Annotated in this window: 18 protein-coding genes; 6 read left to right on the forward strand and 12 right to left on the reverse strand. The window is 64.0% G+C overall.

All coding sequences use genetic code 11. The features are described 5' to 3' along the window. The first annotated feature begins 11 nt into the window (after positions 1-11). Genes ACF8E5_RS11545 through ACF8E5_RS11555 form a run of 3 tightly spaced genes read left to right on the forward strand, consistent with a single transcriptional unit; the run spans position 12 to position 5,478 of the window. Positions 12-1,247 (forward strand): exonuclease SbcCD subunit D C-terminal domain-containing protein, encoded by a 1,236-nt coding sequence (locus ACF8E5_RS11545; protein ID WP_392475297.1) that lies wholly within the window; start codon positions 12-14, stop codon positions 1,245-1,247. After that, a complete protein-coding gene (locus tag ACF8E5_RS11550) occupies positions 1,244-4,888 on the forward strand; it encodes an AAA family ATPase (protein WP_392475298.1) in 3,645 nt (1,214 codons plus the stop codon). Before ACF8E5_RS11545 ends, ACF8E5_RS11550 begins: the two co-directional genes overlap by 4 nt. Next, positions 4,885-5,478, forward strand: a complete 594-nt coding sequence (locus ACF8E5_RS11555; RefSeq protein WP_392475315.1) for a glutathione S-transferase — start codon at positions 4,885-4,887, stop codon at positions 5,476-5,478. The genes ACF8E5_RS11550 and ACF8E5_RS11555 overlap by 4 nt, the downstream gene beginning before the upstream one ends. A gap of 25 nt (positions 5,479-5,503) precedes the next feature. Here ACF8E5_RS11555 and ACF8E5_RS11560 read toward each other — a convergent pair whose 3' ends face one another. The 10 genes from ACF8E5_RS11560 to ACF8E5_RS11605 form a co-directional block, all read right to left on the reverse strand. Further along, positions 5,504-6,634 (reverse strand): lactonase family protein, encoded by a 1,131-nt coding sequence (locus tag ACF8E5_RS11560; protein ID WP_058637656.1) that lies wholly within the window; start codon positions 6,632-6,634, stop codon positions 5,504-5,506. Then, positions 6,600-6,887, reverse strand: a complete 288-nt coding sequence (locus tag ACF8E5_RS11565; protein WP_058637657.1) for a DUF5629 family protein — start codon at positions 6,885-6,887, stop codon at positions 6,600-6,602. The genes ACF8E5_RS11560 and ACF8E5_RS11565 overlap by 35 nt, the downstream gene beginning before the upstream one ends. Positions 6,888-6,963: 76 nt before the next feature. Further along, entirely contained in the window at positions 6,964-9,339 is a 2,376-nt protein-coding gene (locus tag ACF8E5_RS11570; RefSeq protein ID WP_197844333.1) for an RND family transporter, read from the reverse strand. Between the two features lie 20 nt (positions 9,340-9,359). Next, on the reverse strand, positions 9,360-10,385 hold the full coding sequence (locus tag ACF8E5_RS11575) for a WD40/YVTN/BNR-like repeat-containing protein (RefSeq protein ID WP_392475299.1): 1,026 nt from the start codon (positions 10,383-10,385) through the stop codon (positions 9,360-9,362). Between the two features lie 276 nt (positions 10,386-10,661). Then, positions 10,662-13,319 (reverse strand): aminopeptidase N, encoded by a 2,658-nt coding sequence (pepN, locus tag ACF8E5_RS11580; RefSeq protein WP_392475300.1) that lies wholly within the window; start codon positions 13,317-13,319, stop codon positions 10,662-10,664. A gap of 13 nt (positions 13,320-13,332) precedes the next feature. Further along, positions 13,333-14,163, reverse strand: coding sequence for a DUF2797 domain-containing protein (locus ACF8E5_RS11585; RefSeq protein WP_392475301.1), 831 nt, complete (start codon positions 14,161-14,163; stop codon positions 13,333-13,335). Further along, positions 14,160-14,420 (reverse strand): YeaC family protein, encoded by a 261-nt coding sequence (locus ACF8E5_RS11590; RefSeq protein WP_392475302.1) that lies wholly within the window; start codon positions 14,418-14,420, stop codon positions 14,160-14,162. The genes ACF8E5_RS11585 and ACF8E5_RS11590 overlap by 4 nt, the downstream gene beginning before the upstream one ends. Positions 14,421-14,433: 13 nt before the next feature. Next, positions 14,434-15,321 carry a rhomboid family intramembrane serine protease gene (locus tag ACF8E5_RS11595; RefSeq protein WP_058637661.1) on the reverse strand — a complete coding sequence of 296 codons (888 nt, stop codon included), beginning with the start codon at positions 15,319-15,321 and terminating at the stop codon, positions 14,434-14,436. Beyond that, positions 15,318-16,289, reverse strand: coding sequence for a metallophosphoesterase (locus tag ACF8E5_RS11600; protein WP_058605522.1), 972 nt, complete (start codon positions 16,287-16,289; stop codon positions 15,318-15,320). The genes ACF8E5_RS11595 and ACF8E5_RS11600 overlap by 4 nt, the downstream gene beginning before the upstream one ends. Then, complete coding sequence (locus tag ACF8E5_RS11605; protein ID WP_023533692.1) at positions 16,289-17,179, reverse strand: NAD(+) kinase; 891 nt, start codon at positions 17,177-17,179, stop codon at positions 16,289-16,291. Before ACF8E5_RS11605 ends, ACF8E5_RS11600 begins: the two co-directional genes overlap by 1 nt. A gap of 90 nt (positions 17,180-17,269) precedes the next feature. Between ACF8E5_RS11605 and ACF8E5_RS11610 the strand changes: the two genes are divergently transcribed. Then, positions 17,270-18,199 (forward strand): DUF1853 family protein, encoded by a 930-nt coding sequence (locus tag ACF8E5_RS11610; protein ID WP_392475303.1) that lies wholly within the window; start codon positions 17,270-17,272, stop codon positions 18,197-18,199. A 129-nt stretch (positions 18,200-18,328) separates the two neighbouring features. Further along, entirely contained in the window at positions 18,329-18,874 is a 546-nt protein-coding gene (locus ACF8E5_RS11615; protein ID WP_058605524.1) for a cytochrome b, read from the forward strand. Here ACF8E5_RS11615 and ACF8E5_RS11620 read toward each other — a convergent pair. Beyond that, complete coding sequence (locus ACF8E5_RS11620; RefSeq protein WP_392475304.1) at positions 18,865-19,755, reverse strand: 1-aminocyclopropane-1-carboxylate deaminase/D-cysteine desulfhydrase; 891 nt, start codon at positions 19,753-19,755, stop codon at positions 18,865-18,867. The genes ACF8E5_RS11615 and ACF8E5_RS11620 overlap by 10 nt on opposite strands. A 42-nt stretch (positions 19,756-19,797) precedes the next feature. Further along, the gene (locus tag ACF8E5_RS11625) at positions 19,798-21,834 is read right to left on the reverse strand and encodes an NADPH-dependent 2,4-dienoyl-CoA reductase (protein WP_058637665.1); all 2,037 of its coding nucleotides are present in this window, start codon (positions 21,832-21,834) and stop codon (positions 19,798-19,800) included. Positions 21,835-22,019: 185 nt separating this feature from the next. On the opposite strand from ACF8E5_RS11625, the gene ACF8E5_RS11630 reads away from it, so the two are divergent. Beyond that, complete coding sequence (locus ACF8E5_RS11630; RefSeq protein ID WP_145256411.1) at positions 22,020-23,138, forward strand: nitrilase-related carbon-nitrogen hydrolase; 1,119 nt, start codon at positions 22,020-22,022, stop codon at positions 23,136-23,138.

A 23,138-nucleotide genomic window follows, 5' to 3' on the forward strand; every position in this document is an offset into this window, starting at 1 on the left:
ACAGGTCATCCATGCGTCTGTTTCACACTTCCGATTGGCACCTGGGCCAAAGCCTCCATGGCCAGGAACGCGACTTCGAACACGCCTGCTTCCTCGACTGGCTGCTCGGCCAACTGCACCTGCGCCAGCCTGATGCGCTGTTGATCGCAGGCGACGTCTTCGACACCGTCAACCCGCCGGTCAAAGCCCAGGAGCGATTGTACGATTTCATCGTCAGGGCCCACGAACAGCAGCCGAAACTGGATATCGTGATGATCGCCGGTAACCACGACTCCGGCTCGCGCATCGAGCTGCCTGCGCCGTTGATGCGCCGCCTGCGCACCCATGCACTGGGCCGCGTGCACTGGCTGGACGATGGGCAACTGGATGTCGAGCGGCTGCTGATTCCGCTGACCAACGCGCGCGGCAAGGTGACCGCCTGGTGCTTGGCCTTGCCGTTCCTGCGGCCGGCGGAGGTGACCGGCCTGCAACTGGGCGACGACTACCTGCAAGGCATCACGCGGGTCCACCAACAACTGATCGCCGCCGCCCAGGCCAGGCAGCGCAAGGACCAGGCGCTGATCGCCATCAGCCATGCGCACATGGCCGGCGGTGCGGTCTCCGAAGACTCCGAGCGCAGCCTGATCATCGGCAACGCCGAGGCATTGCCGGCCAAGCTCTTCGACAAGGCCATCAGCTACGTCGCCCTGGGCCACCTGCACAAGCCCCAGAAGGTCAACCGCGAAGACCGTATCCGCTACAGCGGGTCGCCCATTCCGTTGTCGTTCGCGGAGGTCAACTACCCCCACCAGGTGCTGGAAGTCACTTTCGACGGCGCGGCGCTGGCCAGTGTCGAGGCTCGCCCAGTTCCGCGTGCGGTGCCGCTGCAACGCATAGGGCCGGCCCCACTGAACGAGGTCTTGACGCAACTGGCCGACCTGCCCGTGGTGGACCTGCTCGATGACCCCAACCGCCAGCCTTGGCTGGAGGTGCGCGTCGTATTGAACGAGCCGCAGCCCGACCTGCGCCAGCAGATCGAAACCGCGCTGCACGCCAAAGCCGTGCGGTTGATTCGCATTGGTGCCGAGTACGCCGGCCGAACGGCCGACGACGAAGGCCCGGCGTTCGTCGAACTGGCCCAGATGACCCCGCAAGACCTGTTCAACCGTGCCTGGGCGCAAGCCTATGGCGACCCTGCCGATGAGCAGACGCTGGCCGATTTCGCCCTGCTGCTGCAGGACGTACAGCACGAAGAAGAGCAACCATGAAGATTCTTGCCATTCGCCTGAAGAACCTGGCATCGCTGGCGGGCCCGATCGATATCGACTTCACCCAGGAACCCCTGGCAGGCGCGGGTCTGTTCGCCATCACCGGCCCCACCGGGGCAGGTAAAAGCACCCTGCTCGACGCGCTGTGCCTGGCGCTGTTCGGTACGGTGCCACGTCTGAATGACATCGGCCGTGAGGCCAAGGTGCCGGACGGCGATGGCGAGATCCCCACTTCGGACCCGCGCAACCTGTTGCGTCGCGGTACCGGCAGTGGCTTTGCCGAGGTGGATTTCGTCGGCGTCGACGGGCGCCGCTACCGGGCGCGCTGGGAGGCGAACCGTGCTCGCGACAAGGCCAACGGCAAGCTCCAGCTCAGCCGCCAGAGCTTCTACGACCTGGACAGCGAGCAGGTGCTGGGCAGCGGCAAGAACGAATACAAGCAGCTGATCGAGACGCGCCTGGGCCTTAACTTCGAACAGTTCACCCGCGCCGTGATGCTGGCGCAAAGCGAGTTCGGGGCGTTCCTCAAGGCCGACGACCGCGAACGCAGCGAACTGCTGGAAAAACTGACCAATACCGCGATCTATTCGCGCCTGGGCCAACGGGCCTTTGCCCGAGCACGCGAGGCGGGCGAGGCGCATGCCGCCTTGAAAGAGCGAGCCAGCCACCTGCTGCCCATGGCCGCGGATGCCCGCGCCGACCTGGACCAACGTCTGGAACAGGCGCAACGCGAGCTCAAAACCGCCCAGGCTGGCGAGCGACAGCTGGAGCAGCAGCGCGGTGGGTTGATCGAACATGACCAGTTGCAAGCCCAGCAGGCGCAGGCCCGCACTGCCCTGGAGGCTGCCGAGCAGGACTGGCAAGCCTTGGCCGAGCCGCGCCTGGACCTGGCGCGCCTGGAGCGTCTTGCCCCGCAGCGCCATCAGTTTCACCGCCAGCAGGCACTGGCGGCGCAGCGCGCGCCGATCATCGCCAGGCTTGCCGAACACACCCGGCATCACGCCGAGCTGCAACAGCGGACAGCCGAGCAGCAGCAGGCGTTGGAAACAGCACATCTTGCATTGACCGCCGCCCAGGCCGCCCATAGCGAGGCAGGCCCGCTGCTGCGCCAAGCCTATACGGCCCAGGACAACCTGGCCCGCCTCGATCAGCAACTGGCCGTCCAGCGCAGCGACAGCCAGCAGGCCGAACATCAAGTGGCTGAGGGCCAACAGCAGTTGCAGCAACTGCAAGCCAGCCAAGAACGCAGTCAACAGCAACTGGCCCAGATCGACACGGCGTTGGCCGAGAGCCAGCACCTGGCCGGGCTGGCCGGTGCGTGGCATGCCTATCTGCCGCAGCTCAAGCAGGTGATGCTGATCGGCGGCCGGCTGGGCAAAGGCCGCGAGGAACTGCCCGGCCTGCAGGCTCAAGCCAGCCAGGCCACTGCCCACCTGCAGGCCGAGCGCGACGCCCATGACGCCCTGTTCCGCGAAGCTAAGGCGCAGCCTGACGCCCTGGCAGAACAGATCGACCTGCTCGGCAGCATGCTGCAGGACAACCGCAAGCAGCATCGCGCCGTGGAGCAATTGACGCGTGTACACGCCCGCGTGCTCGAGTTGAGTCAGCAACAGGCCACCCTGCGTGATCGCCAGCAGCACGCCATGGTCGAGCGCCAGCGCCTGATTGGCGAAGGCACCGCCGCCAAGGCTGAACTGGAAAGCGCCGAGCAGGCGCTGAACCTGACGCGTCAACTGCTGGAGCGCCAGCGGCTGGCCCGCAACACCACGGTTCAAGCCCTGCGCGAGCAACTGCGCGACGGCGAGCCCTGTCCTGTGTGCGGCAGCGCCGAACACCCGTTCCATCAGCCCGAGGTGTTGCTGCAAAGCCTGGGCGAACATGACCAAGCCGAAGAAGAGGCTGCCCAGCGTCAGGTGGCAGCGCTCAACACGCGCCTGGTCGAGCTGCGCACCCAGCTAGGTGTGGTCAATGCTCAGCTCAAGGACTTTCAGCAACAACTGCCGGCGCTGGACGAGCAGTTGCAGCCTTTGGTTGCGCAGCTTCATGAACATGCCCTCTGGCCTGCTCTGGCGCCCCAGGACGACCATGCCCGTAGCGGTTGGCTCGACGGCCAATTACGGCGCCTGGATACAGAGATCGGCAACGACGAAAAGCGCCAGCGGGCCTTGCTCAGCCTGCAGAAAGAGGCCGCGCGTCTCAACCAGCAACTGCAAGCCGCCCAGGACGCGCACCAACAAGCGCAGCGGCACCTGGAGCAACAACACCTGGCCCTGGAAAACGACGAGCGCCTCCTGCAGCAAGGGCTCGTGGACTTGGCTGGGGTCATGCCCGACGAAGCGCTCAAGGCGCTGCGAGACGATCCGGCCAACGCGTTTCTTGCCCTTGACCAACAGATCGCCCAGCGCCTGCAACAGCTCGACCAGCGCAAGGATGAGCTGGAAGAACAGCAAGCTCGCCAGGTTCAGCTGGACAAACTGCACGATCAACAGCAGGTGCGTGTGCAAAGCCTCGCCCAGCGTGACCAGCAGCTCAAAGCCCTGGAGGAGCAGCGCGAGCATGCCCGGGCCATGCTCGCGCAGTTACTGGGCGAGCACGTCAGTGCCGAGGCCTGGCAACAGCACATGGACACCGCGCTGGAGCAAGCGCGCGCGGTCGAAGCGGATCTCGCCCAGCGCCTGCAAGGCTTGCACACCCAGGCTGTGCAGGTGGCCGGTGAACTGAAGGCCAGCACCGAGCAGTTGCAGGCGCTGGAGCAAGAAGCCGAGCAGCTGCAGGATCAGATCGCCCAGTGGCGCGCCACACACCCGGAGCTGGACGATGCAGGGCTTGATCGCCTGCTGGCCATGGACGACACCCAGGCCAGTGAACTGCGCCAGCGCCTGCAGGGCGCGGAAAAAGCCCTCGAGCAGAGCCGTGTGCTGCTTCAGGAGCGCGAGCAGCGCCTGCGCCAGCACGCTGCGCTGATGACGCTCGACACCTCGGTCCAGGATGTGGACCAGGCGCTGCTCGAACTGCGCGAGCGTCTGGTCGTTCACGAGCAGACCTGCGCCGAACTGCGGGCCCAACAGGCCGATGACCAGCGACGTCAGCACGCCTCGCAGGCCCTGGCCGAGCAGATCGAGCAGGCCCGTCAGCAGTGGCAGCGCTGGGCTCGGCTCAGCGGCCTGATCGGCTCGGCCTCGGGCGATGTGTTCCGCAAGATCGCCCAAGGCTACAACCTCGATCTGCTGTTGCACCATGCCAATGCCCAGCTGCGTCAACTGGCGCGGCGCTATCGGCTCAAGCGCGGCGGCAGTGCGCTGGGGTTACTGGTACTGGACACCGAAATGGGCGATGAACTGCGCTCGGTGCACTCGCTGTCAGGGGGTGAGACCTTCCTGGTTTCCCTGGCTTTGGCCTTGGGGCTCGCCTCGATGGCATCGAGCACGTTGCGCATCGAGTCGCTGTTCATCGACGAAGGTTTCGGCAGCCTCGACCCCGAGTCCTTGCAACTGGCCATGGACGCGTTGGACGGCTTGCAGGCCCAGGGTCGCAAGGTCGCGGTGATTTCCCACGTGCAGGAAATGCACGAGCGCATACCGGTGCAAATTCAGGTCCGGCGCCTGGGCAACGGCCTGAGTGACGTCGAGGTGTGCGGTTGATCCTCTATTCGTTTCGCCGCTGCCCCTGGGCCATGCGTGCCCGGCTCGCGTTGCGCTATGCCGGCTGTGAGGTGACCGTGCAGGAGGTGGCAATGAAACACAAGCCCGCCGTCCTGCTGGCGCTGTCACCCAAGGGCACCGTTCCGGTGCTGGACACCGGGAACCAGGTGCTCGATGAAAGCCTGGATATCATGCGCTGGGCACTGGCGCAGAACGACCCGCAAGACTGGCGCCTGTTGAGCTCGCCCGAAGCGGCGCAGCAAGCCGAAGCGCTGATTGCCGTCAACGACACCACCTTCAAGGCCCAAGTGAACCTGTACAAGTATGCCGAGCGCTATCCACAGCACTCACAGCACGACTACCGCGAAGCTGCGCAACACTGGTTGGAACGCCTGGAGCACCTGCTTCACGGCCGACCCTACCTGCTGGCCAAGCACCCAAGTATCGCCGACGCCGCACTGTTGCCGCTGATCCGGCAGTTCGCCGCGGCCCAGCCCGACTGGTTTGCCACAGCCCCCTACCCGCGGGTGCGTGGCTGGCTGCAGGGCTGGTTGGACTCGGACTTATTCAGAGCCATTATGGCCAAGTGACAACAGCTGTCATCGCACGCGAAGGTCAGCGCATGAACTTCAGATCCGACGGCGCCGGCTGATCGAAAGTCTGTACCGTTTCCCCCAGCTTGCCCGTGAGCGGGTCGCGGCGCATGACTTTGATCTGGTTGCTCTTCTGATTGGCGACCAGCAGGAACCTGTCACTGGGGTCCAGCGCGAATTCACGGGGGTGGTCACCTTCGACCGAACGACGTTGCACCAACGCCAACCGTCCATCCTGCTTGCCGACGCTGAACACGACGATCTCGTTGGCCGTGCCGCGGTTGCTGACGTACAGAAAGCGACCGTCTGCCGACAGGTGCAAGCCCGCGCCCGCCTTGGCAGCCGCCTCCTGGCGCTCGGTCAGTGGCAGACGCTGGCGTTCGATCAGGTCGCCCTCCCGGACATCGAACATCACCACTTCGGCATGCATCTCCAAGGTCAGGTAGGCATGCTTACCGCTGGCGTCGAACAACAAGTGGCGTGGTCCACTGCCCGCAGGCAACGAAACCGAGGCAGGCTGTGACGGGGTCAGTGGCTTGTTCGTGCTCGCCCCGTCATAGCGGTAGACGAACACCTTGTCAGCACCCAGGTCGCTGGCATAGACATGCTGGCCGTCCGGGGACGGCACCACCGAATGGACATGGGCGCTGGCCTGCCGCTCGGGGTTGACCCCGCTGGCCTGGTGGCGCGCCTGCTGAATCACCGGCTGCAAGGCACCCTGCCTGTCAACCGGCAACACCGAAAGGCCGCCGCCTGGGTCGGGATCGACCGCGTAGTTGGCCACGAACAGGTAACGCTGGTCCTGGCTAAGGCTGGCGTGGGTAGGCTCGTCGCCCTGGCTAGACAGTTGATCGAGCAGGCGTACATTCCCATCACTGGCAATGTTGAATGCGCTGACGTGACCGTCTGCGGTTTCATTGACGGCAAACAGCAGGCGCTTGTCTTCGGAAAGCACCAGCCACGAGGGGCTGACGCTCTCTACCACCTGCAGCGGCTCGGGGCGGATTGTGCCGGCTTCGCTGTCGAAGGCGTAGCGGTAGATGCCTTGGCTGGCACCGTCTGTGTAGGTGCCAACCAGCAAGGTGGCAGCCTGGGCAGTGTAGGTCAGGGTCATGCAACTAGCGGTTAGCAGGGTCTTCCAGGTCCGGTTCATGGTCTTCTTCCGGGGCGCGAAATGCATCCAGACAGATGAGTCGGTGCTCACTTTCGGCAGTGCAGATGCGCCAGTCGTTCACTTCTTTACTGGCTGCATCGACCTGCGCGGCGGTGAATACCCAACGGCGCAGTTGGCGGCCGTCCATGCATTCGATGGCAAGGCCCTGCTCGTCGCAGGTGAAATCGAACGCGTGAAGGCCGTCTATCAAAAGCATGTCGCAGTGTTGCAAGGCGCTGGCGAGAGGGGACATGGGGGTACCTGTACGGGACATTGCGTGTGGAAAAACCCCGCATTATACCCCCATGGACGCACACCAACCGGTCGTTTCAATGGGCGAAAATCGAGCACCCCGCCTTGCCTGCCATCTTCTCGGGCTTGATCAGGAACCGCGCCAGCGCCGGCAGCAGCCACAGCGCCCCGAACATGTTCCACAACAGCATGAAGGTCAGCATCAGGCCCATATCCGCCTGGAACTTGATGGCCGAGAAGATCCAGGTACACACCCCGATGGCCAGGCACAGGCCGGTGAACAGCACAGCCTTGCCGGTGGAGCGCAGGGTCTGGTAATAGGCCTCCTGCAACGGCAGCCCAGCGCGCAGGAAGCTCTCCAAGCGGCTGTAGATGTAGATGCCATAGTCCACGCCAATACCCACGCCCAGCGCAACCACCGGCAGCGTCGCCACTTTGACGCCGATGCCCATGTACGCCATCAACGCGTTGCCCAGCACCGAGGTCAACACCAAGGGCAGCACGATGCACAGGGTTGCGGCGAAAGAGCGGAAGGTGATCAGGCACATGATCGCCACACACAGGTAGACCAGGATCAGGATGGTCAGCTCGGCCGACTTGATCACCTCGTTGGTGGCCGCTTCGATACCGGCATTGCCGGCAGCCAGCAGGAACTGCAAGCCTTCCCTGTCGTGGCTGTCGGCAAACGCCTTGGCAGCCGCCGTCACCCGTTCGAGGGTCTCGGCCTTGTGGTCATTGAGAAACACCAGCACCGGCGCCAGCGAGCAATCGCCGTTGTACAGACCATCGGCCCGTGCGATGGAGTTGTTGAGGACATCGGGGTTGCGCGAGAGGGTTTCCCACTTGAGGCTACCCTCGTTCATGCCCTTGATCACCTGTTTGGACACGCTGACCAGGGAAATGGCCGACTGCACCCCAGGCGTGTTTTCCATGGTCCACATCAGCTCGTCGATCGGCGCCAGGGTCGAATGCACCGAACACTGCTCGGCGGCCGTCTTGACCATGATCACCAGCACATCGGAGCTGGTGGAATAGTTGCTGATGATGAAGTTGTTGTCCTGGTTGTAGCGCGAGTCGGGCCGCAGCTCCGGTGCCCCTTGGTCGAGGTCACCGATCTTCAGGTTCTGGCTGTACCACAGGCCCCCGGCGAAGGCGACCAGGGCCAGGGCGATGGAAACAGGCGCCACCCTGGGGCTGGCAAAGCGCGACAGCAGTCGCCAGAACGGGTGCTCGCGCGTGGCGTCGCGCTTGCTGCGCTCGATGGCTTTCTTGCTGATACCCACATAGGAGATGGCCACCGGCAGCAGGATGAGGTTGGTGAAGACGATCACCGCGACGCCGATGGAGGCACCGATGGCCAGTTCGCGGATCACGCCGATGTCGATGATCAACAGGGTGATGAAGCCCACGGCATCGGCGAGGATGGCAATCATGCCCGGCAGGAACAGCTGCCGGAACGTGCGCCTGGCCGCCGTCAGGGCGTTGTCTGCATCGCTCGATTGCAGGGCGATGCCGTTGATCTTCTGCACACCGTGGGAAATACCGATGGCAAAGATCAGAAACGGCACCAGCATCGAATACGGATCCAGGCCGAAGCCGACCGCGTGCATCAGCCCCAGTTGCCACACCACCGCCACCAAAGTGGTAATCAGCACCGCGATGGTGCTGCGGATGCACCAGGTGAACCAGTACAACAACACCCAGGTGATCAGCAGGGCGATGCCGAAGAACATCACCACCATGACCAGCCCGTCGATGAGGTCACCGACCTTCTTCGCGAACCCGACGATATGCACCTTCACATTGGGGTTCTGGGCCTGGAACTTGTCGCGGATCTTTTCTTCGAGCAAGTGGGAGAACTGCTGGTAGTCGAGCTTGACCACCCGCCCCGGGTCCTGCGGGTCGGGGTAACTTTCCAGCAGTGGCACGTCGATGATGCTGGATTTGAAGTTGTTGCCCACCAGCCGGCCTATTTGCCCGGACCTCAGCACGTTGTCGCGCAGGGTATCGAGGCTGGCCTGCGAGCCGTCATAGGTGTTGGGAATCACCTCGCCACCGGAAAACCCCTCCTCGGTGACTTCGCTCCAGCGCACGCTCGGGCTCCACAGCGACTTGAGCCCGGCCCGATCGACGCCAGGGATGTAGAACACCTCGTCGTGGATCTGGCGCAGAGTCTCCATGTAGTTTTTGTCGAAGATGTCGCCTTTGACCGCCTCGACCGAGATACGCACGGTGTTGCCCAGGTTGGCCAGATCGTTGCGGTGCTCCATCATCTGTTCGATGAAGGGGTGCTGCAACGGGATCATTTTCTCGAAGCTGGTGGAGGGGCGAATTTGTGTGGCTTGCCAGAACAGGAAGAGGCTGACCAGCACACAGAGGATGATGACCGCCGGCCGATTGTTGAAGATCAGGCGTTCGAGCAGTGTGGCTTTGTCCTGATGATGCGGCTGCATGGGAAGGTGCTCCTGGCTGCTCATGGCTGTGCCTCACTGTCGGCGGCGTCGAGCCCCTTGGCATTGGCGATGTGGGCGCCGCTCTGCCCTACCAGCAGGAGCTCGCCGTTGGGCAGGGCGCTGACACCGGACAGGGCGATGCGGTCCGGGCGGTTGTGGACGCTGAAGGTCTGGCCGGCATCGGTGCTGCGCAGCACGCTGCCGCCGTTGCCGACCACCACGACAGTGCCGTCGTCGAGCAGCGTGGCACCGGCCAGGCCGAACTCGAGCTCGCCTCGCGCAGCCTGCAAGGGGATGGATTGCCAGGTGTCGCCGAAGTCGGTAGAGCGCAGCAGGTTGCCGCGCAAGCCGAACGCCAGCAAGGTACGCGGCTGGGCAGTGCCGATCACGCCGAACAGCGACCCCTGGTAAGGCCCTTCGACTTTCTGCCAGTGCTGCCCATTGTCCTCGGAGCGGAACATGCCGCCCTGCTCCCCAACGATGAACAAGCCAGCGTCACGTACCTGGGCGATGGCATTGAGGTGCAACTGATCGGGGTTGTCGAGGCGCTCGGCCACGTCCCGCCAATGCTGGCCCCCGTCCGTGGTTTCGAGCAAAGCGCCGTAGGCGCCCACGGCCAGGCCGTGCTGGGCGTCGAGGAACACGATGTCGAGCAAGGGTGCTTCGCGTGACAGGTCTTCGAACTGTTTGCTCCAGGTCGCCCCGCCGTCGCCAGTGGCGAGGATCTGCGCATCGTGGCCGACGGCCCAACCGCGCTTGTCATCAAGGAAAAAAACGGCCGTCAGCAGCTGGCGGGTTGGCACACGGGCCTGGGTCCAGGTGCTGCCCTGGTCGTCAGAGAACAGGATATGGCCCCGGTCGCCGACCACGACCACACGCGTGCCCGCATGGGCAGCGTCGATCAACAGCCTTTGACTGGCCTTGGCCGATTCGGTGGAGTATTCATCGGCTGACGCAGCCTGCGCGCCTTGCCATCCACTCAGTGCAAGGGTGAGCGCTGCAGCGGCCGCTACCGGCCATCCAGCGCGCCTGCTCGATTTCCTCATGACTGCCCCCGATTGTATTTTTGTTGGGTGGGTCAATACCTTGCAGGACGCACAAATGCCCGCAATAGAGGCCTGCAAGGGCGTGCGGTGATCGTAACGGGAGGATTTGGCGGAGCACAACGGGCGGGGTGTTATGTTTTGTTATCGGCGCAGGACGAGCCGTTCGCGCGCAGAGGATGCAGCGCCTGCGGGCGAACACGACTCACCCGCAGGCGCTGCCTGTGCAGCGTAACAACGTCGGCAGTTGAAACCGGGGCCCTCAAGCGGGCCCCGGCGTCATGCCAGGCTTTTACTCACCACTTCATAGACGTCGCTGGAGAGCTCACCAGAAGCCAGAATCCGCTCCAGCTCACCCTTCATCAGGGCCTGGCGGGCGGCGTCGTATTTGCGCCAGCGGGTCAGCGGCGCCAACTGCCGGGAGGCGATCTGCGGGTTAAGGGCATTGAGCTCGATCACCAGATCCGCCAGGAAGCGATAACCGGAGCCATCGGCGGCATGGAAGTTGACCAGGTTCTGGCCGGCAAAGGCACCGACCACCGCGCGCACCTTGTTCGGGTTCTTCAGGTTGAACGCGGGGTGCTGCATCAACGCCTTCACCCGTGCCAGGCCCCCTGGCAAGGTACTGGCCGCCTGCACGCTGAACCATTGGTCCATGACCAGGGGGTTGTCCTTGAAGTGCTCTGCAAAGCTTTCCAGGGCCTTGGCGCGCTCGGCCTCGAAGGGTGAGTTCACCAGCACCGCCAGGGCCGTGAGGCGCTCGGTCATGTTGTCGCACTGCTCGAACTGCTCCAGGGTCGCTTGCAGCACCTGCGGTTCAGCGCTGAGCATCAGGTACGACAGGGCGATGTTCTGCAGGCTGCGGCGGGCAAAGTGCTCGGCAGAGGCAACGTACGCGGTGTCACGCGAGACCGCGCGGTTGGCCTGGTAACGCGTCCAGAGTGGCTCGAACAATTGCTCGGCAATTTGCCGGCGGGCGAACTCGCGGGCTGCGTGGATGGCGTCCACATCGGCCACCTGGCTGATCTCGGTCAGGTAGCCCTCCCCTGGCAGCGAGAGCATTTCGGCCACCATGGCAGCATCGAGCGAAGTGTCGCCCAGTACCGTAGCCAACGCCCTGACCAGACGCGGGTCCAGTTGCAGCGCCTGACCACGCTGGTGCTGGCCGATCAGCTCCTGCAGCACCTGCACGGCCAGTTGCTGACCGGCTTCCCAGCGGTTGAAGCCGTCGCTGTCGTGCTGCATCAGGAACATCAACTGGTCACGGTCGTACGGGAAGCTCAGCTTGACCGGGGCACTGAAACCGCGCAGCAGCGACGGCAACGGCCGTGCCTGGATGCCCTGGAAGACGAAAGTCTGCTCGGCCTCGGTCACCGACAGCACCCGGGTGCTGCCCACTGCCGAGGACTCGCCCGCCAATTGCAGCGGCAGGTCGTTGCCCTGGGCATCGAGCAGGCCCAGTTCGACCGGGATCACGAAGGGCAGCTTCTCGGCCTTGTCCGGGGTGGGTGGGCAGCTTTGGCGGAACGTCAGGCTATAGGTGAGCGCCGCTTCGTCGTAGGCGTCGGTCACTTCCAGGCGCGGCGTACCGGCCTGGCTGTACCAGCGCTTGAACTGCGTCAGGTCCACGCCGTTGGCGTCTTCCATGGCCTTGATGAAGTCGTCGGTGGTCACCGCCTGCCCATCGTGACGCTCGAAATACAGGTCGCTGCCCTGGCGGAAGCCTTCGGCCCCCAGCAACGTGCGCACCATGCGTACCACTTCCGAGCCTTTCTCGTACACGGTCAGGGTGTAGAAGTTGGAAATCTCGATGAAGCTGTCCGGGCGCACCGGGTGGGCCATGGGGCCCGCATCCTCGGCGAACTGATGGGTGCGCAGGTAAGCAACGTCCTCGATGCGTTTGACGGTGCGTGAATTCATGTCGGCACTGAACTCGGCATCGCGGAACACCGTGAAGCCTTCCTTGAGCGACAACTGGAACCAGTCGCGGCAGGTGACGCGGTTGCCCGACCAGTTGTGGAAGTATTCATGGGCTACCACGGCTTCGACCCGCTGGTGCGCGGCATCGGTGGCCGTCTCGGCGCGCGCCAGCACGCAGCTGGAGTTGAAGATGTTCAGGCCTTTGTTCTCCATGGCCCCCATGTTGAAGTCGTTGACCGCGACGATCATGAAGATGTCCAGGTCGTACTCGCGGCCGTAGACCTCTTCATCCCAACGCATGGACTTTTTCAGGCTGACCATGGCGTGGTCGCACTTGTCGATGTTCTCCGGCTCCACATAGATGCGCAGGGTCACATCACGGCCCGATTGGCGGGTGAAGGTGTCTTCCACGCACCACAGGTCGCCTGCGACCAGGGCGAATAGGTAGGCCGGCTTCATGAACGGGTCTTCCCAGGTCGCCCAGTGACGGCCGTCCTCGGCAGGGCCGCTGCCTACCGGGTTGCCGTTGGAGAGCAGCACCGGGTAGCGGTGCTGTTCAGCGATCACCGTGGTGGTGAAGATGCTCATCACATCGGGGCGGTCGAGGTAGTAGGTGATCTTGCGGAAACCCTCGGCCTCGCACTGGGTGCAGAACATCTTGCCGGACTTGTACAAGCCCTCGAGCGCCGTGTTGGTTTCGGGATGGATCCTGACGGTGGTGTCGAGGGTGAAGTGCTCTGCCCGTGGCTGAACGGTCAGGCTGCTTGCGTCGATCTGGTAGTCGCCTTCCTGCAAGGGTTCATCGTCCAGGGCGGCGCGCACCAGTTCGAGTTGCTGGCCGTCGAGCACCAGCGCAGGCAGGCCGCCCCCGTGCACCGGGTTGCGGCGCATGATCAGTTGCGCGTGGACCAGGGTGTGGTCTTCGAACAGCTCGAAGGTCAGGTGCGTCTCGTCGATCAGGTACTCAGGCGCCTTGTAGTCCTTGAGATGGATCACTTGCGGTTGTTCGGTACGCATCTGCAGGTCCCTTTTACTGGAGCACGGCCAACTGGTAGGCCGTGTACTTGCGAATATTGATCACACCGGTGTCGAAGATCAGGTACTGGCCCTTGATGCCCAGCAGCGTACCCTCCACGATCGGGTTCTTGTCCAGGTTGAAGCTGACCACTTTGGTCGGGTAAGCCTGGACCGGGTATGTCATGTGCACGACCTCGGCGTCGGTCAGAGGCTGAATCGCCTGCAGGCCGAAGCGCGCCTGCAGCTGGCCAAGCCCTTCGGCACATGCCTCCAGCACCTGATCGCGCAATGCCGGCAGGTCGAGCAGCTCGGCGTCACCCTTGAGCAGGGCGCGCCAATTGGTGCGGTCCGGCACCTGACTGCGCAGCAGGTCTTCGACCAGCCCGGACTGCTGCCGAGTGGCCACCCTGAGGATAGGCAAGGCCTGGCTGGCCCCCTGATCGAGCCAGCGGGTGGGCAGCTGGGTGGCGCGGGTGATACCGACCTTGATACCGGAGGAGTTGGCCAGGTAGACCACGTGGTCGGTCATGCAGAACTGCTCGCCCCAGGACGGATCGCGGCAGGTGCCTGCGTCGTAGTGGCAGCGCTCCGGAGCCATGATGCACATGTCGCACTGGGCCAGCTTGGTCATGCAGGGGTAGCAGTAACCCTGGCTGTAGCTGTTCTTGGTGCGCTTGCCGCAGTGGCTGCAGTGGATGGCACCCAGGTATTGCAGGCGCAGCGGCTTGCCGATCAGGGGGTTGACCGGCACCAGGGTATCGCCTAGGCGAAAGCTGTATTGCACCACGGGGTCGGCCAGGCTGACGGCCATCTTGCTCAACGAGCCACGAGCGAGTTCGATCAATGTACCGAGTCCGACTTGAACAGGATGTTGGGGGCGGGGGCGGATTTGGACGCGCATTCCTGCGGGCCCATGTAACCGGTGCGCTGGTCCTCGGGCAGGTTTTTCATCTCCCAGGCAATGACCGCTTGCAGGGACAGCTCTTTCTGCTCGGCAGTCAGCTTGCGGCCGTCCGACCATTTGCCGATTTCCACGGCCAGCTTCAGGCTCTCGTAGATTTCCGGGGTGATGTTTTCGATCATTTGCGCGAAAGTGGACATGTTGTCTCCTGATTCAAGCCGACAGTTTACGCCGGGCGAGCGCCCCACCCAAGAGCCCGGTCAGGCATCCGATGAGCAACCCTCCGACGTGCGCGGCGTTGGCGATCTGGCCCAGGCCCAGCGTGCCGACGACGCCGGTCAGGCACACCACCAGCCAGAGGAGCATCATCACCAGCACGCCCTTGGGCAGGTTGAAGTGCGGGTTCGGTGCCCGCCATTGGTACAGCCAGATGTGCCCGAGCAGGCCATAGAGCACGCCTGAAAGCCCACCGAACAGGCCAGGCCCTGTGGTGTAGTGCTGGGCCAGGTTCGATACCAGGCTGAACAGCGCGGTAAGCCCCAGCAGCGTCCATGGGCCCTGGCGCAATTCGATGCGCTTGCCCAGCTCCCAGAACCACAGGCTGTTCATGGCCAGGTGCAGCGCACCGAAATGCAGCAGCATCGGCGAGACCAGCCGCCACCATTGCCCGTGCGCCAGACCCTCGGCCAGCGGCGTGAAGTACAGGTAATCGCCCTGCACGTGAAAATCGAGAAACGTGAACCAGCCGATGGTGGTGAAGTTGTCGCCCAGGCCCGTAAGCCCGGCGACCACGAACGTCAGCAACAGCGTCAGGGCGGTGACCTTGCAGGCCTTGGCCTGGGCCAGCAGCGACGGCTGTGACATGTCCTGCCCCTGCTGGTCGGGTAGCGCGGCGTCAGGCTCGGCCTGCAGGTCGGCGTTGCCATCGGGGTAGCGCTGGTAGAGGTGCAACACCTCGTCAGCCAGGGCCTCAGGCGCCCAGAGTACCTGGTCCTCGCCCTCCTCGCTGACCCGGTGCGGCACCTGCAAGCGTTGCAGCATCTGCACGAAACCGCTGAGGTCGACCGTCAGCGGCAGGCGCATCACTTGGATAATGTTCATTGGCTAGCCTGTGGTCGGTCGACATCCACCCAGACGAACTTGCGGGGGTCGATACGGGTTTCATCGTCCAGCCTGTAGGCGACCAGCTTGCCGTACAGCACGGCGCTGTAGTCCAGGCAGGCCAGGTTGCTGCGAATCGGTGCGGGCCGGCCGCTGCGCCAGTAATGGCCAACAAACAGCATGGGCTCGTCCTCGGCATAGCGCAGCAACGCGCTTTTCTGGCTGTGGCTGAGCGGTGTGTTGGCCACCTCCGCCGGCAGCGCATCGGGCTGGAAAACGATATCGCCATAGGTCTGCGGATCATCTTCCCAGAACTTGGTGCGGAAGAACGCGCGGGTCAGGCCATCGCCACCGGTCAGGGTGAGGCCATCGGGCAGGCGCATGTCGGTGCCGCGCAGCAGGCGGTTGCAAACGTTGGCGGCAAAGCTGCCGCTCACCGCCGAGGCTTGGACGAAGTGGCGATCGACGCGCCCGTCGGGGTACTGGCGCCGCAGCGGCTCGATCAGGCTTGCATCCCAGCAGGCGTGGACCAGGCGGAAACGACCGGCATCGATGAACAGTGGCAGCGTCTGGAACCAGTCGAGAAACGCCTGCCAGTCCGCAGGGTGATTGGCGAACTGGGTGAGGGTTTCGTCGATGAGCCTGGCGTGGCGAGGGGTATGTTCGCGCACGAAGGCCTTGCCGCTGCCCGGCAGTGCCGGCGTCACCCAGCCCAGTGCACTGTATTCGTGGTTGCCCATGATGCAGTGCGCCTGCCCGGCGGCGACCATGTCGTGAACGATGTGCAGGGCTTGGCGGATACGCGGGCCGCGGTCCACGATATCGCCCAAGAACAGCGCCTGCCGCCGAGGGTGGCGCCAGACGCCGGCAATGCGCTGGTAACCGAGGGCATCGAGCAAGCGCTCAAGGGTCAAGGCACAGCCGTGAACGTCACCGATGATGTCGAAACTGCGCGCCGGATCCAGCATCAGTCGTCCCTGCCCCCCAGGCGGCTGCCCCAGCCAAGCTTGGTGCGGCAGACTTCGTAGTAGTTGTGGTCCAGCGGGTGGATCAGGCGCAGCTTCTGGGGCTTCTTGCTCACCGTGATGGTGTCACCGGGTGCGCAGGTGAAGTGGTTCTGACCGTCGCACGACACCTGCGGGTAGATCTGCAGGTCCTTGGCCACCACGATCTTTAGTTCGCTGTTGCCATCGACGACGATCGGCCGCCCAGACAAGGTGTGCGGGTACATGGGCACGATGACGATTGCATCAAGCTTGGGGTGCATGATCGGGCCGCCGGCGGACAAAGCGTAGGCCGTGGAGCCGGTCGGGGTGGCGACGATCAGGCCGTCGGCCTTCTGGCTGCAGACGAACTGGCCGTCGATGTAGATCTCGAATTCGATCATGCGGGTGGACTTGCCTGGGTGCAGGACCACGTCGTTGAGCGCATCGCCCTGGCCGATCGCCTCCTGGTGACGGCGCACTTCGGCTTGCAGCAGGAAACGGTTCTCGACCAGGTAGTGACCATCGAGCACTTCGGAGACTTTCTCTTCCAACTCATCCGGACGGATGTCGGTAAGAAAGCCCAGGTTGCCCCGGTTGATGCCCAGTACCGGGATATTATGCCGCGCCAGGGCACGCGCAGCGCCCAGCAGGCTGCCGTCGCCGCCGACCACGATGACCAGGTCACAGACCTCGCCCAGCAGCTTGCGGGTGGAGGTCTGCAGCCCATGGCCCGGCAGGACTTCACCGATGGTGTCTTCGAGGATCACGTGCAAGTGGCGCTCGAGGAGGAATTTTTTCAGTCGGCGGATGGTGTCCAGCACCTGCGAGCTGCCGAGACGACCGATGATACCGATATTGCGAAATTGCTCCATGGGGCTCCTGCAAGGCTCTGCGACGGGTGACGATGCAGCGATTATGGGCGAACCACGAAGCAGCGGCAAACCGGCTATGCTCGCAGGATGATGCCATTTCCTTCGCTCGTGCACCTGCCCCGGCTATTACAGCGCCCTGCGGTGCGTGACCTTGCCTGGACCCTGCTCTCGCCGCCGCTGCTCGAGCGCGCAGGCTGCCCCCAGCGCCACCCGCTGGCAGGCAGCCTCTGGATCGAACGGCCGCAGGCATTGCAGGCCTGGTTGTACGGGCTGGACATTGATGACACGCCCTTGCAGCACTGGCTCAAGGGCCTTGGCAGTCGCCGCCTTGGGCTGTATTACGAGCGCCTGTGGCAATTTGCGTTGCAACAGGCGCCCGGCGTGGAACTGTTGGCGGCCAACTTGGCTATCCGTGAAGACGGCCGGACCCTGGGCGAGCTGGATGTGGTGCTGCGTGATCGCGACGGGGTGCATCACCTGGAGCTGGCCATCAAGCTGTACCTGGGCCCCGAGCGCTTTGGTACCGACCCGGGCGGCTGGCTAGGGCCTGGCTGCCACGATCGCCTGCAAGCCAAGCTGGAACACATCCGCCGCCACCAGTTGCCCATGTCGGCCAGCACCCAGGGCCGTACCGCCCTTGAGCGGCTCGACCTGCCCCCGGTGCAGGCCAGCATGTGGATGGGGGGCTACCTGTTCTACCCGGCGCTGGCCCCGAGCGAGGCGCCACTGGGTGTACACCCCCTGCACCTGCGTGGCCGCTGGTTGCATCGCAAGGACTGGATCAGCGCACCCGGCGCGCATTGGCAACCGCTGGTGCGCAGTGCCTGGCTCGCCCCCGCACGGTGTGCGGCTTGCGAGGTCTGGAGCGCAGCTCAGTTCGCCGCCTGGCTGCACTTGCTGGCACGCGATGCGCCTGCGCAATTGCTGGTCAATGTGCAGCGGCAGCAGGACGGCAGCTGGCAAGAGATAGAGCGGGTGTTTCTGGTTGCTGATCAGTGGCCGGGCGACTTGGCCCTGTGACCTCAGATCCCGCTCATGGGCGGCAACATATTTTTCACCGACCTAGAGCAATGATACAGCCTGGGTAAACCGTAAACTGGACCTGAGCGCCACCAAGAGCGCCACCCCACCGACCGATGAGGAACAAGCATGGTTTCGAGCACCCCGGCGCGCCATTACGCGCGCGTGTCCATTGTCCTGCACTGGCTGATGCTGGTGCTGCTGGCCGCTGTCTATGCCTGTATCGAGTTTCGCGGAATCTTCCCGCGCGACAGTGCAGAGCGCAACCTGATGAAAGACCTGCATTTCATGTTGGGCCTGAGCGTATTCGTGCTGGTGTGGCTGCGCCTGGCCATGCGCGTGCTTCATCGCGCGCCGCCCATATCCCCTAAACCTCCGGCCTGGCAAACCGGGCTGGCCCATCTGGTTCACCTGCTGCTCTACCTGCTGATGATCGGCATGCCGCTGGCCGGCTGGTTGATCCTCAGCGCCGCCGACAAACCGGTACCGTTCTATGGCCTGGAGTTGCCGCACCTGATCGGTCCTGATCTGGACCTGGCCAAGTTCATCAAAGGCTGGCATGAGCGTATCGGCACATGGGGCTATTGGCTGATCGGACTGCATGCACTGGCCGGCCTTTATCATCACTACGTCAAACGCGACAATACGTTGTTGCGCATGCTGCCTTACAAGTAACCCCGGCGGCCCTGCAAACCGCCGGTATGGACGAACACCAGGCGAGTGCCGGGCGCGAACAGCCCGGCTTCGACCTGAGCCTTGAGCGCAAGCAATGCCTTGCCGGTGTAGAGCGCCTCGAAAGGAACGCCGGCCTGCTGCTCGCAATCGGCGATGAAGGCCAGCAGTTGATCGTCGAACTTGCCGAAGCCGCCCCGGCTGGCGCTGTGCAGGCGGTAGCCCTGCGTGCCGGCTAGTGCCGCCACGGTCTCGGCCACGCCATAGTGCTCGGGTACGGCCAGCGCCCCATGCACGGCATGGGCCCCTGATTCGGCCAGCACCAGGCCCGCCAGCGTGGTGCCCGTGCCAGCGGCCAACCACCAGGCGTCATAGTCCGACCAGCCCAGCGTCGCAAGCTGCGCGTGCAGTTGAGTCACGATCGACGCGCATCCCTGCGCACCGGCCTGCCCGCCTCCGCCTTCGGGGATGCAATGCCAGCCGGGATAGTGCGTGTGCCAAGGCGTCCAGAAACCCGCCTCGTTACGACCACGGTAGCCCTCGTAGCCCAGCCAGTGCAGTTGCATGCCCATGGCCTGCAAATCCTGCACGGTGGGTGTTTGGCGTGGATGACCCCGCAGCAGGCCGGCCGTGGCCAGGCCCAAGCGCTTGCCGGCAGCGGCCAGCGCATGGAGGTGGTTGGAATGGTTGCCGCCCAGGCTCACCAGGCCGGAGGCCTTGGCATCGAGCGCCTGTTCCAGATGGTGGCGCAGCTTGAACCACTTGTTGCCGCTGATCAGGGGGTCGATCAGGTCAAGGCGCAGGATGGCAGCCTCGACCTGGGCCCTCGCCAGCCAGGGCAATGTCAGGCGTTGCAGAGGGGCCAAGGGGAGTTCGACAGGCATGGGCGCCAGTCTATCAGCAGAGCATCTGGCGCGGGCGGTGAATCAAAGCTGCGCCGCCAACCTCGACCCCTGGTCGATCGCCCGCTTGGCGTCGAGCTCTGCCGCCACGTCAGCACCGCCGATCAGGTGTACCGACTGCCGCGCAGCCACCAGCCCGTCCTGCAATTCGCGCAGCGGGTCCTGGCCTGCGCAGATCACCACGTTGTCCACCGCCAGCACCTGCGGCTCGCCACCGCCAATGCGCACGTGCAGGCCTGCGTCATCAATGGCCAGGTACTCGACCCCATTGAGCATCTTCACCTGCTTGTTCTTCAAGCCGGTACGGTGGATCCAGCCAGTGGTCTTGCCCAGGCCATCCCCTACCTTGGAGGTCTTGCGCTGCATCAGGTACACCTGCCGGGCAGGCGGGTGGGGCTGGGGTGTGATACCGGCTACACCGCCGCGGGCTTCGAGGTGGGTGTCGATACCCCACTCCTTCCAGAACGCTTCGCGGTCCAGGCTGGTGGACACGCCCTGATGCACCAGGTATTCGGATACATCGAAACCGATGCCCCCTGCGCCGATCACGGCCACTGTCTTGCCCACAGGCTTACGCTCGAGCAGCACATCCAGGTAGCTGAGCACCTTGGGGTGCGCGATCCCCGGGATCGCCGGTGCACGCGGCAGGATGCCGGTCGCGAGGATGACGTCGTCATAGCCGCCGGCCACAAGCGCTGGCACGTCGACGCGCGTGTTCAAGCGCACGTCGACGCCAGTGCTGCGCAGCTTGTTGCGAAAATACCGCAGGGTCTCGTTGAATTCCTCCTTGCCTGGCACGCGCTTGGCAACATTGAACTGACCGCCAATTTCGCTGGCCGATTCGAACAAGGTCACCACATGGCCACGCTCAGCAGCCACCGTTGCAGCGGCAAGGCCTGCTGGGCCGGCGCCCACGACAGCGATGCGCTTGGCCATGCGCACGGGCAGGTAGTTGAGTTCGGTTTCATGGCAGGCCCTTGGGTTTACCAGGCAACTGGTCAGCTTGCCGCCAAACGTATGGTCCAGACACGCCTGGTTGCAGCCGATGCAGGTATTGATTTCATCAGCACGCCCGGCTGCAGCCTTGTTGACGAAGGCAGGATCGGCCAGGAACGGACGGGCCATGGACACCATGTCCGCATCCCCTTCGGCCAGCACCGCCTCGGCCACTTCTGGCGTATTGATACGGTTGGTGGTGATCAAAGGAATACCCACTACCCCGCGCAACTTGGCGGTGACCTTGCTGAAGGCTGCACGCGGCACCTTGGTGGCGATGGTGGGAATGCGCGCCTCGTGCCAGCCAATACCGGTATTGATCAACGTTGCCCCCGCCTGCTCGATGGCCTTGGCCAGGGTCTGGATCTCGTCCCAGGTGCTGCCGCCCTCGACCAGGTCGAGCATCGAAAGGCGGAAGATGATAATGAAGTTAGGACCCACCGCGCGGCGCACCCGGCTGACGATTTCCACGGCCAGGCGCATGCGATTGTCGTAGCTGCCGCCCCAACGGTCGGTGCGGTGGTTGGTGTGAGCGGCGAGGAACTGGTTGATGAAATAGCCTTCCGAGCCCATGACCTCGACACCGTCGTAACCAGCTTTCTGCGCAAGCAGCGCGCAGTGGGCGAAGTCGGCAATCTGCTTTTCGATCCCCGCCTCGTCCAATTCCCGCGGCTTGAACGGGTTGATCGGCGCTTGAATGGCGCTTGGCGCCACCTGGCGCGGGCTGTAGGCATAGCGCCCGGCGTGAAGAATCTGCAGGCAAATCTTGCCCCCTGCGGCGTGCACCGCCTCGGTGACGATACGGTGCTGCTCGGCTTCGGCTTCGGTGCTGAGTTTGGCGGCGCCTGCGTAAACACCGCCTTCATCGTTGGGTGCAATGCCACCGGTGACCATCAGGCCTACGCCGCCGTGCGCCCGTTCGGCAAAATAGGCAGCCATGCGCTCGAACCCGCCTGGACGTTCCTCAAGACCCGTGTGCATGGAGCCCATCAGGGTACGGTTGCGCAACGTGGTGAAGCCCAGGTCCAGCGGGGCCAGCAGGTGCGGGTAGCGAGTGTCGGTCATGGTTCGGCTTCTCTGATGATCACGGTAAACGGGCATTTCGCCCTGAGGCGGCCCTGTCGTTATATGAAGCAGACAGTAAACAGCCGTTTGAACCGGCTCAATGACCAGAACTGACAAGTTATTGATCATCCCGAACAGCGCGTCTACCCTAGGGCTCCTTCATGCCCATTGCCTTGTAGCGTTTCATGAAAAAATTTCTGACAAGTGCCCTGCTGCTGGGGGTGATCGCCGCCCTGTGTGGTTACGCCTTCTGGACCCAACAGCGCCCACAGGGGCACTACCTGTCTGACTTGCGCATCGAGCTGGCAGTCAACCACGGGCAACCCGGCGAGCATGGCAACCTGCTGGGCGTCGAGCCGCTGCTGTACCCAGGGGACTACCAGGACCTGCAACGCCTGCACCGCAAACTTGCCGCCTACCTCGAGCAGGCGCGCACGCTAGGCCTGATCACGCCTCGCACCGTGGTGGTATTGCCTGAGCACATCGGTACCTGGCTGTGGGCACGTGGCGAGAAGAACGCGTTCTACCAGGTGACCCAGCAGCGTGAAGCACTGCAATGGTTCGAGCTGAGTAACCCGCTTCGCTATGGCTGGGCCATGCTTGCGGCCGAGGGCGATGACCGACGGGCCGATGCCCATCTGCGCATGAAGGCCGATCAGATGGCAGCCGATTACCAGCAGGTGTTCGGCGGCTTGGCCAAGGAATTCGGCGTCACCCTGGTAGCTGGCTCGATCGTGCTTCCGCAGCCCTATGTCAGCGAGGGTGCATTGCACCCCGGGCGCGGGCCGCTGTTCAACAGCAGCGTGGTATTCGCCGGTGACGGTAACATCCTGGGCCAACCCCAGCGCCAGCACTATCCGGACAGCGAGAACAGGCGGTTCATCCACCCTGGTGTGGACCAGCCTCTGCAGGTGCTGCACACGCCTGCGGGGCGGCTTGGGGTATTGGTGGGGAGCGACAGCTGGTATCCGGAAAATCACCAGCAGCTGCTGGCCCAATCGGTCGAACTGGTGGCCATCCCTGCCTTTCTGAGCGGCAGGCACAGCTGGTTGACACCCTGGCGCGGCAATCGCCACCAGCCTGTCAGCACGCGCTTGCCCGTCAAGCGTGGCGAGGTCAGCGAGCAAGAGGCCTGGCACCGGCTGACCGCGCCTGTCGGTCATCAGGTGAGCAGTGTGAGCGTCTTCATGCGCGGCCAGTTCTGGGAGCAAGGCGCCGATGGGCAAGGATTTGCCTGGCAAGCCGGCGACCTGTTGACCGGGCCACCCAGCCCAGGTGCCCGCTTGCTGAATATATGGCTCTAG

The sequence above is a fragment of the Pseudomonas sp. WSY_20 genome (assembly GCF_043104335.1).
Taxonomy (GTDB): domain Bacteria; phylum Pseudomonadota; class Gammaproteobacteria; order Pseudomonadales; family Pseudomonadaceae; genus Aquipseudomonas; species Aquipseudomonas parafulva_B.

What these genes read in the sequence shown, in the direction of transcription:
- ACF8E5_RS11545 (WP_392475297.1), top strand. Translation starts at nt 12, where the DNA reads ATGCGTCTGTTTCACACTTCCGATTGGCACCTGGGCCAAAGCCTCCAT.
- ACF8E5_RS11550 (WP_392475298.1), top strand. Translation starts at nt 1,244, where the DNA reads ATGAAGATTCTTGCCATTCGCCTGAAGAACCTGGCATCGCTGGCGGGC.
- ACF8E5_RS11560 (WP_058637656.1), bottom strand. Translation starts at nt 6,634, where the DNA reads ATGAACCGGACCTGGAAGACCCTGCTAACCGCTAGTTGCATGACCCTG.
- ACF8E5_RS11565 (WP_058637657.1), bottom strand. Translation starts at nt 6,887, where the DNA reads ATGTCCCCTCTCGCCAGCGCCTTGCAACACTGCGACATGCTTTTGATA.
- ACF8E5_RS11570 (WP_197844333.1), bottom strand. Translation starts at nt 9,339, where the DNA reads ATGCAGCCGCATCATCAGGACAAAGCCACACTGCTCGAACGCCTGATC.
- ACF8E5_RS11575 (WP_392475299.1), bottom strand. Translation starts at nt 10,385, where the DNA reads ATGAGGAAATCGAGCAGGCGCGCTGGATGGCCGGTAGCGGCCGCTGCA.
- pepN (WP_392475300.1), bottom strand. Translation starts at nt 13,319, where the DNA reads ATGCGTACCGAACAACCGCAAGTGATCCATCTCAAGGACTACAAGGCG.
- ACF8E5_RS11590 (WP_392475302.1), bottom strand. Translation starts at nt 14,420, where the DNA reads ATGTCCACTTTCGCGCAAATGATCGAAAACATCACCCCGGAAATCTAC.
- ACF8E5_RS11595 (WP_058637661.1), bottom strand. Translation starts at nt 15,321, where the DNA reads ATGAACATTATCCAAGTGATGCGCCTGCCGCTGACGGTCGACCTCAGC.
- ACF8E5_RS11600 (WP_058605522.1), bottom strand. Translation starts at nt 16,289, where the DNA reads ATGCTGGATCCGGCGCGCAGTTTCGACATCATCGGTGACGTTCACGGC.
- ACF8E5_RS11605 (WP_023533692.1), bottom strand. Translation starts at nt 17,179, where the DNA reads ATGGAGCAATTTCGCAATATCGGTATCATCGGTCGTCTCGGCAGCTCG.
- ACF8E5_RS11610 (WP_392475303.1), top strand. Translation starts at nt 17,270, where the DNA reads ATGCCATTTCCTTCGCTCGTGCACCTGCCCCGGCTATTACAGCGCCCT.
- ACF8E5_RS11615 (WP_058605524.1), top strand. Translation starts at nt 18,329, where the DNA reads ATGGTTTCGAGCACCCCGGCGCGCCATTACGCGCGCGTGTCCATTGTC.
- ACF8E5_RS11620 (WP_392475304.1), bottom strand. Translation starts at nt 19,755, where the DNA reads ATGCCTGTCGAACTCCCCTTGGCCCCTCTGCAACGCCTGACATTGCCC.
- ACF8E5_RS11625 (WP_058637665.1), bottom strand. Translation starts at nt 21,834, where the DNA reads ATGACCGACACTCGCTACCCGCACCTGCTGGCCCCGCTGGACCTGGGC.
- ACF8E5_RS11630 (WP_145256411.1), top strand. Translation starts at nt 22,020, where the DNA reads ATGAAAAAATTTCTGACAAGTGCCCTGCTGCTGGGGGTGATCGCCGCC.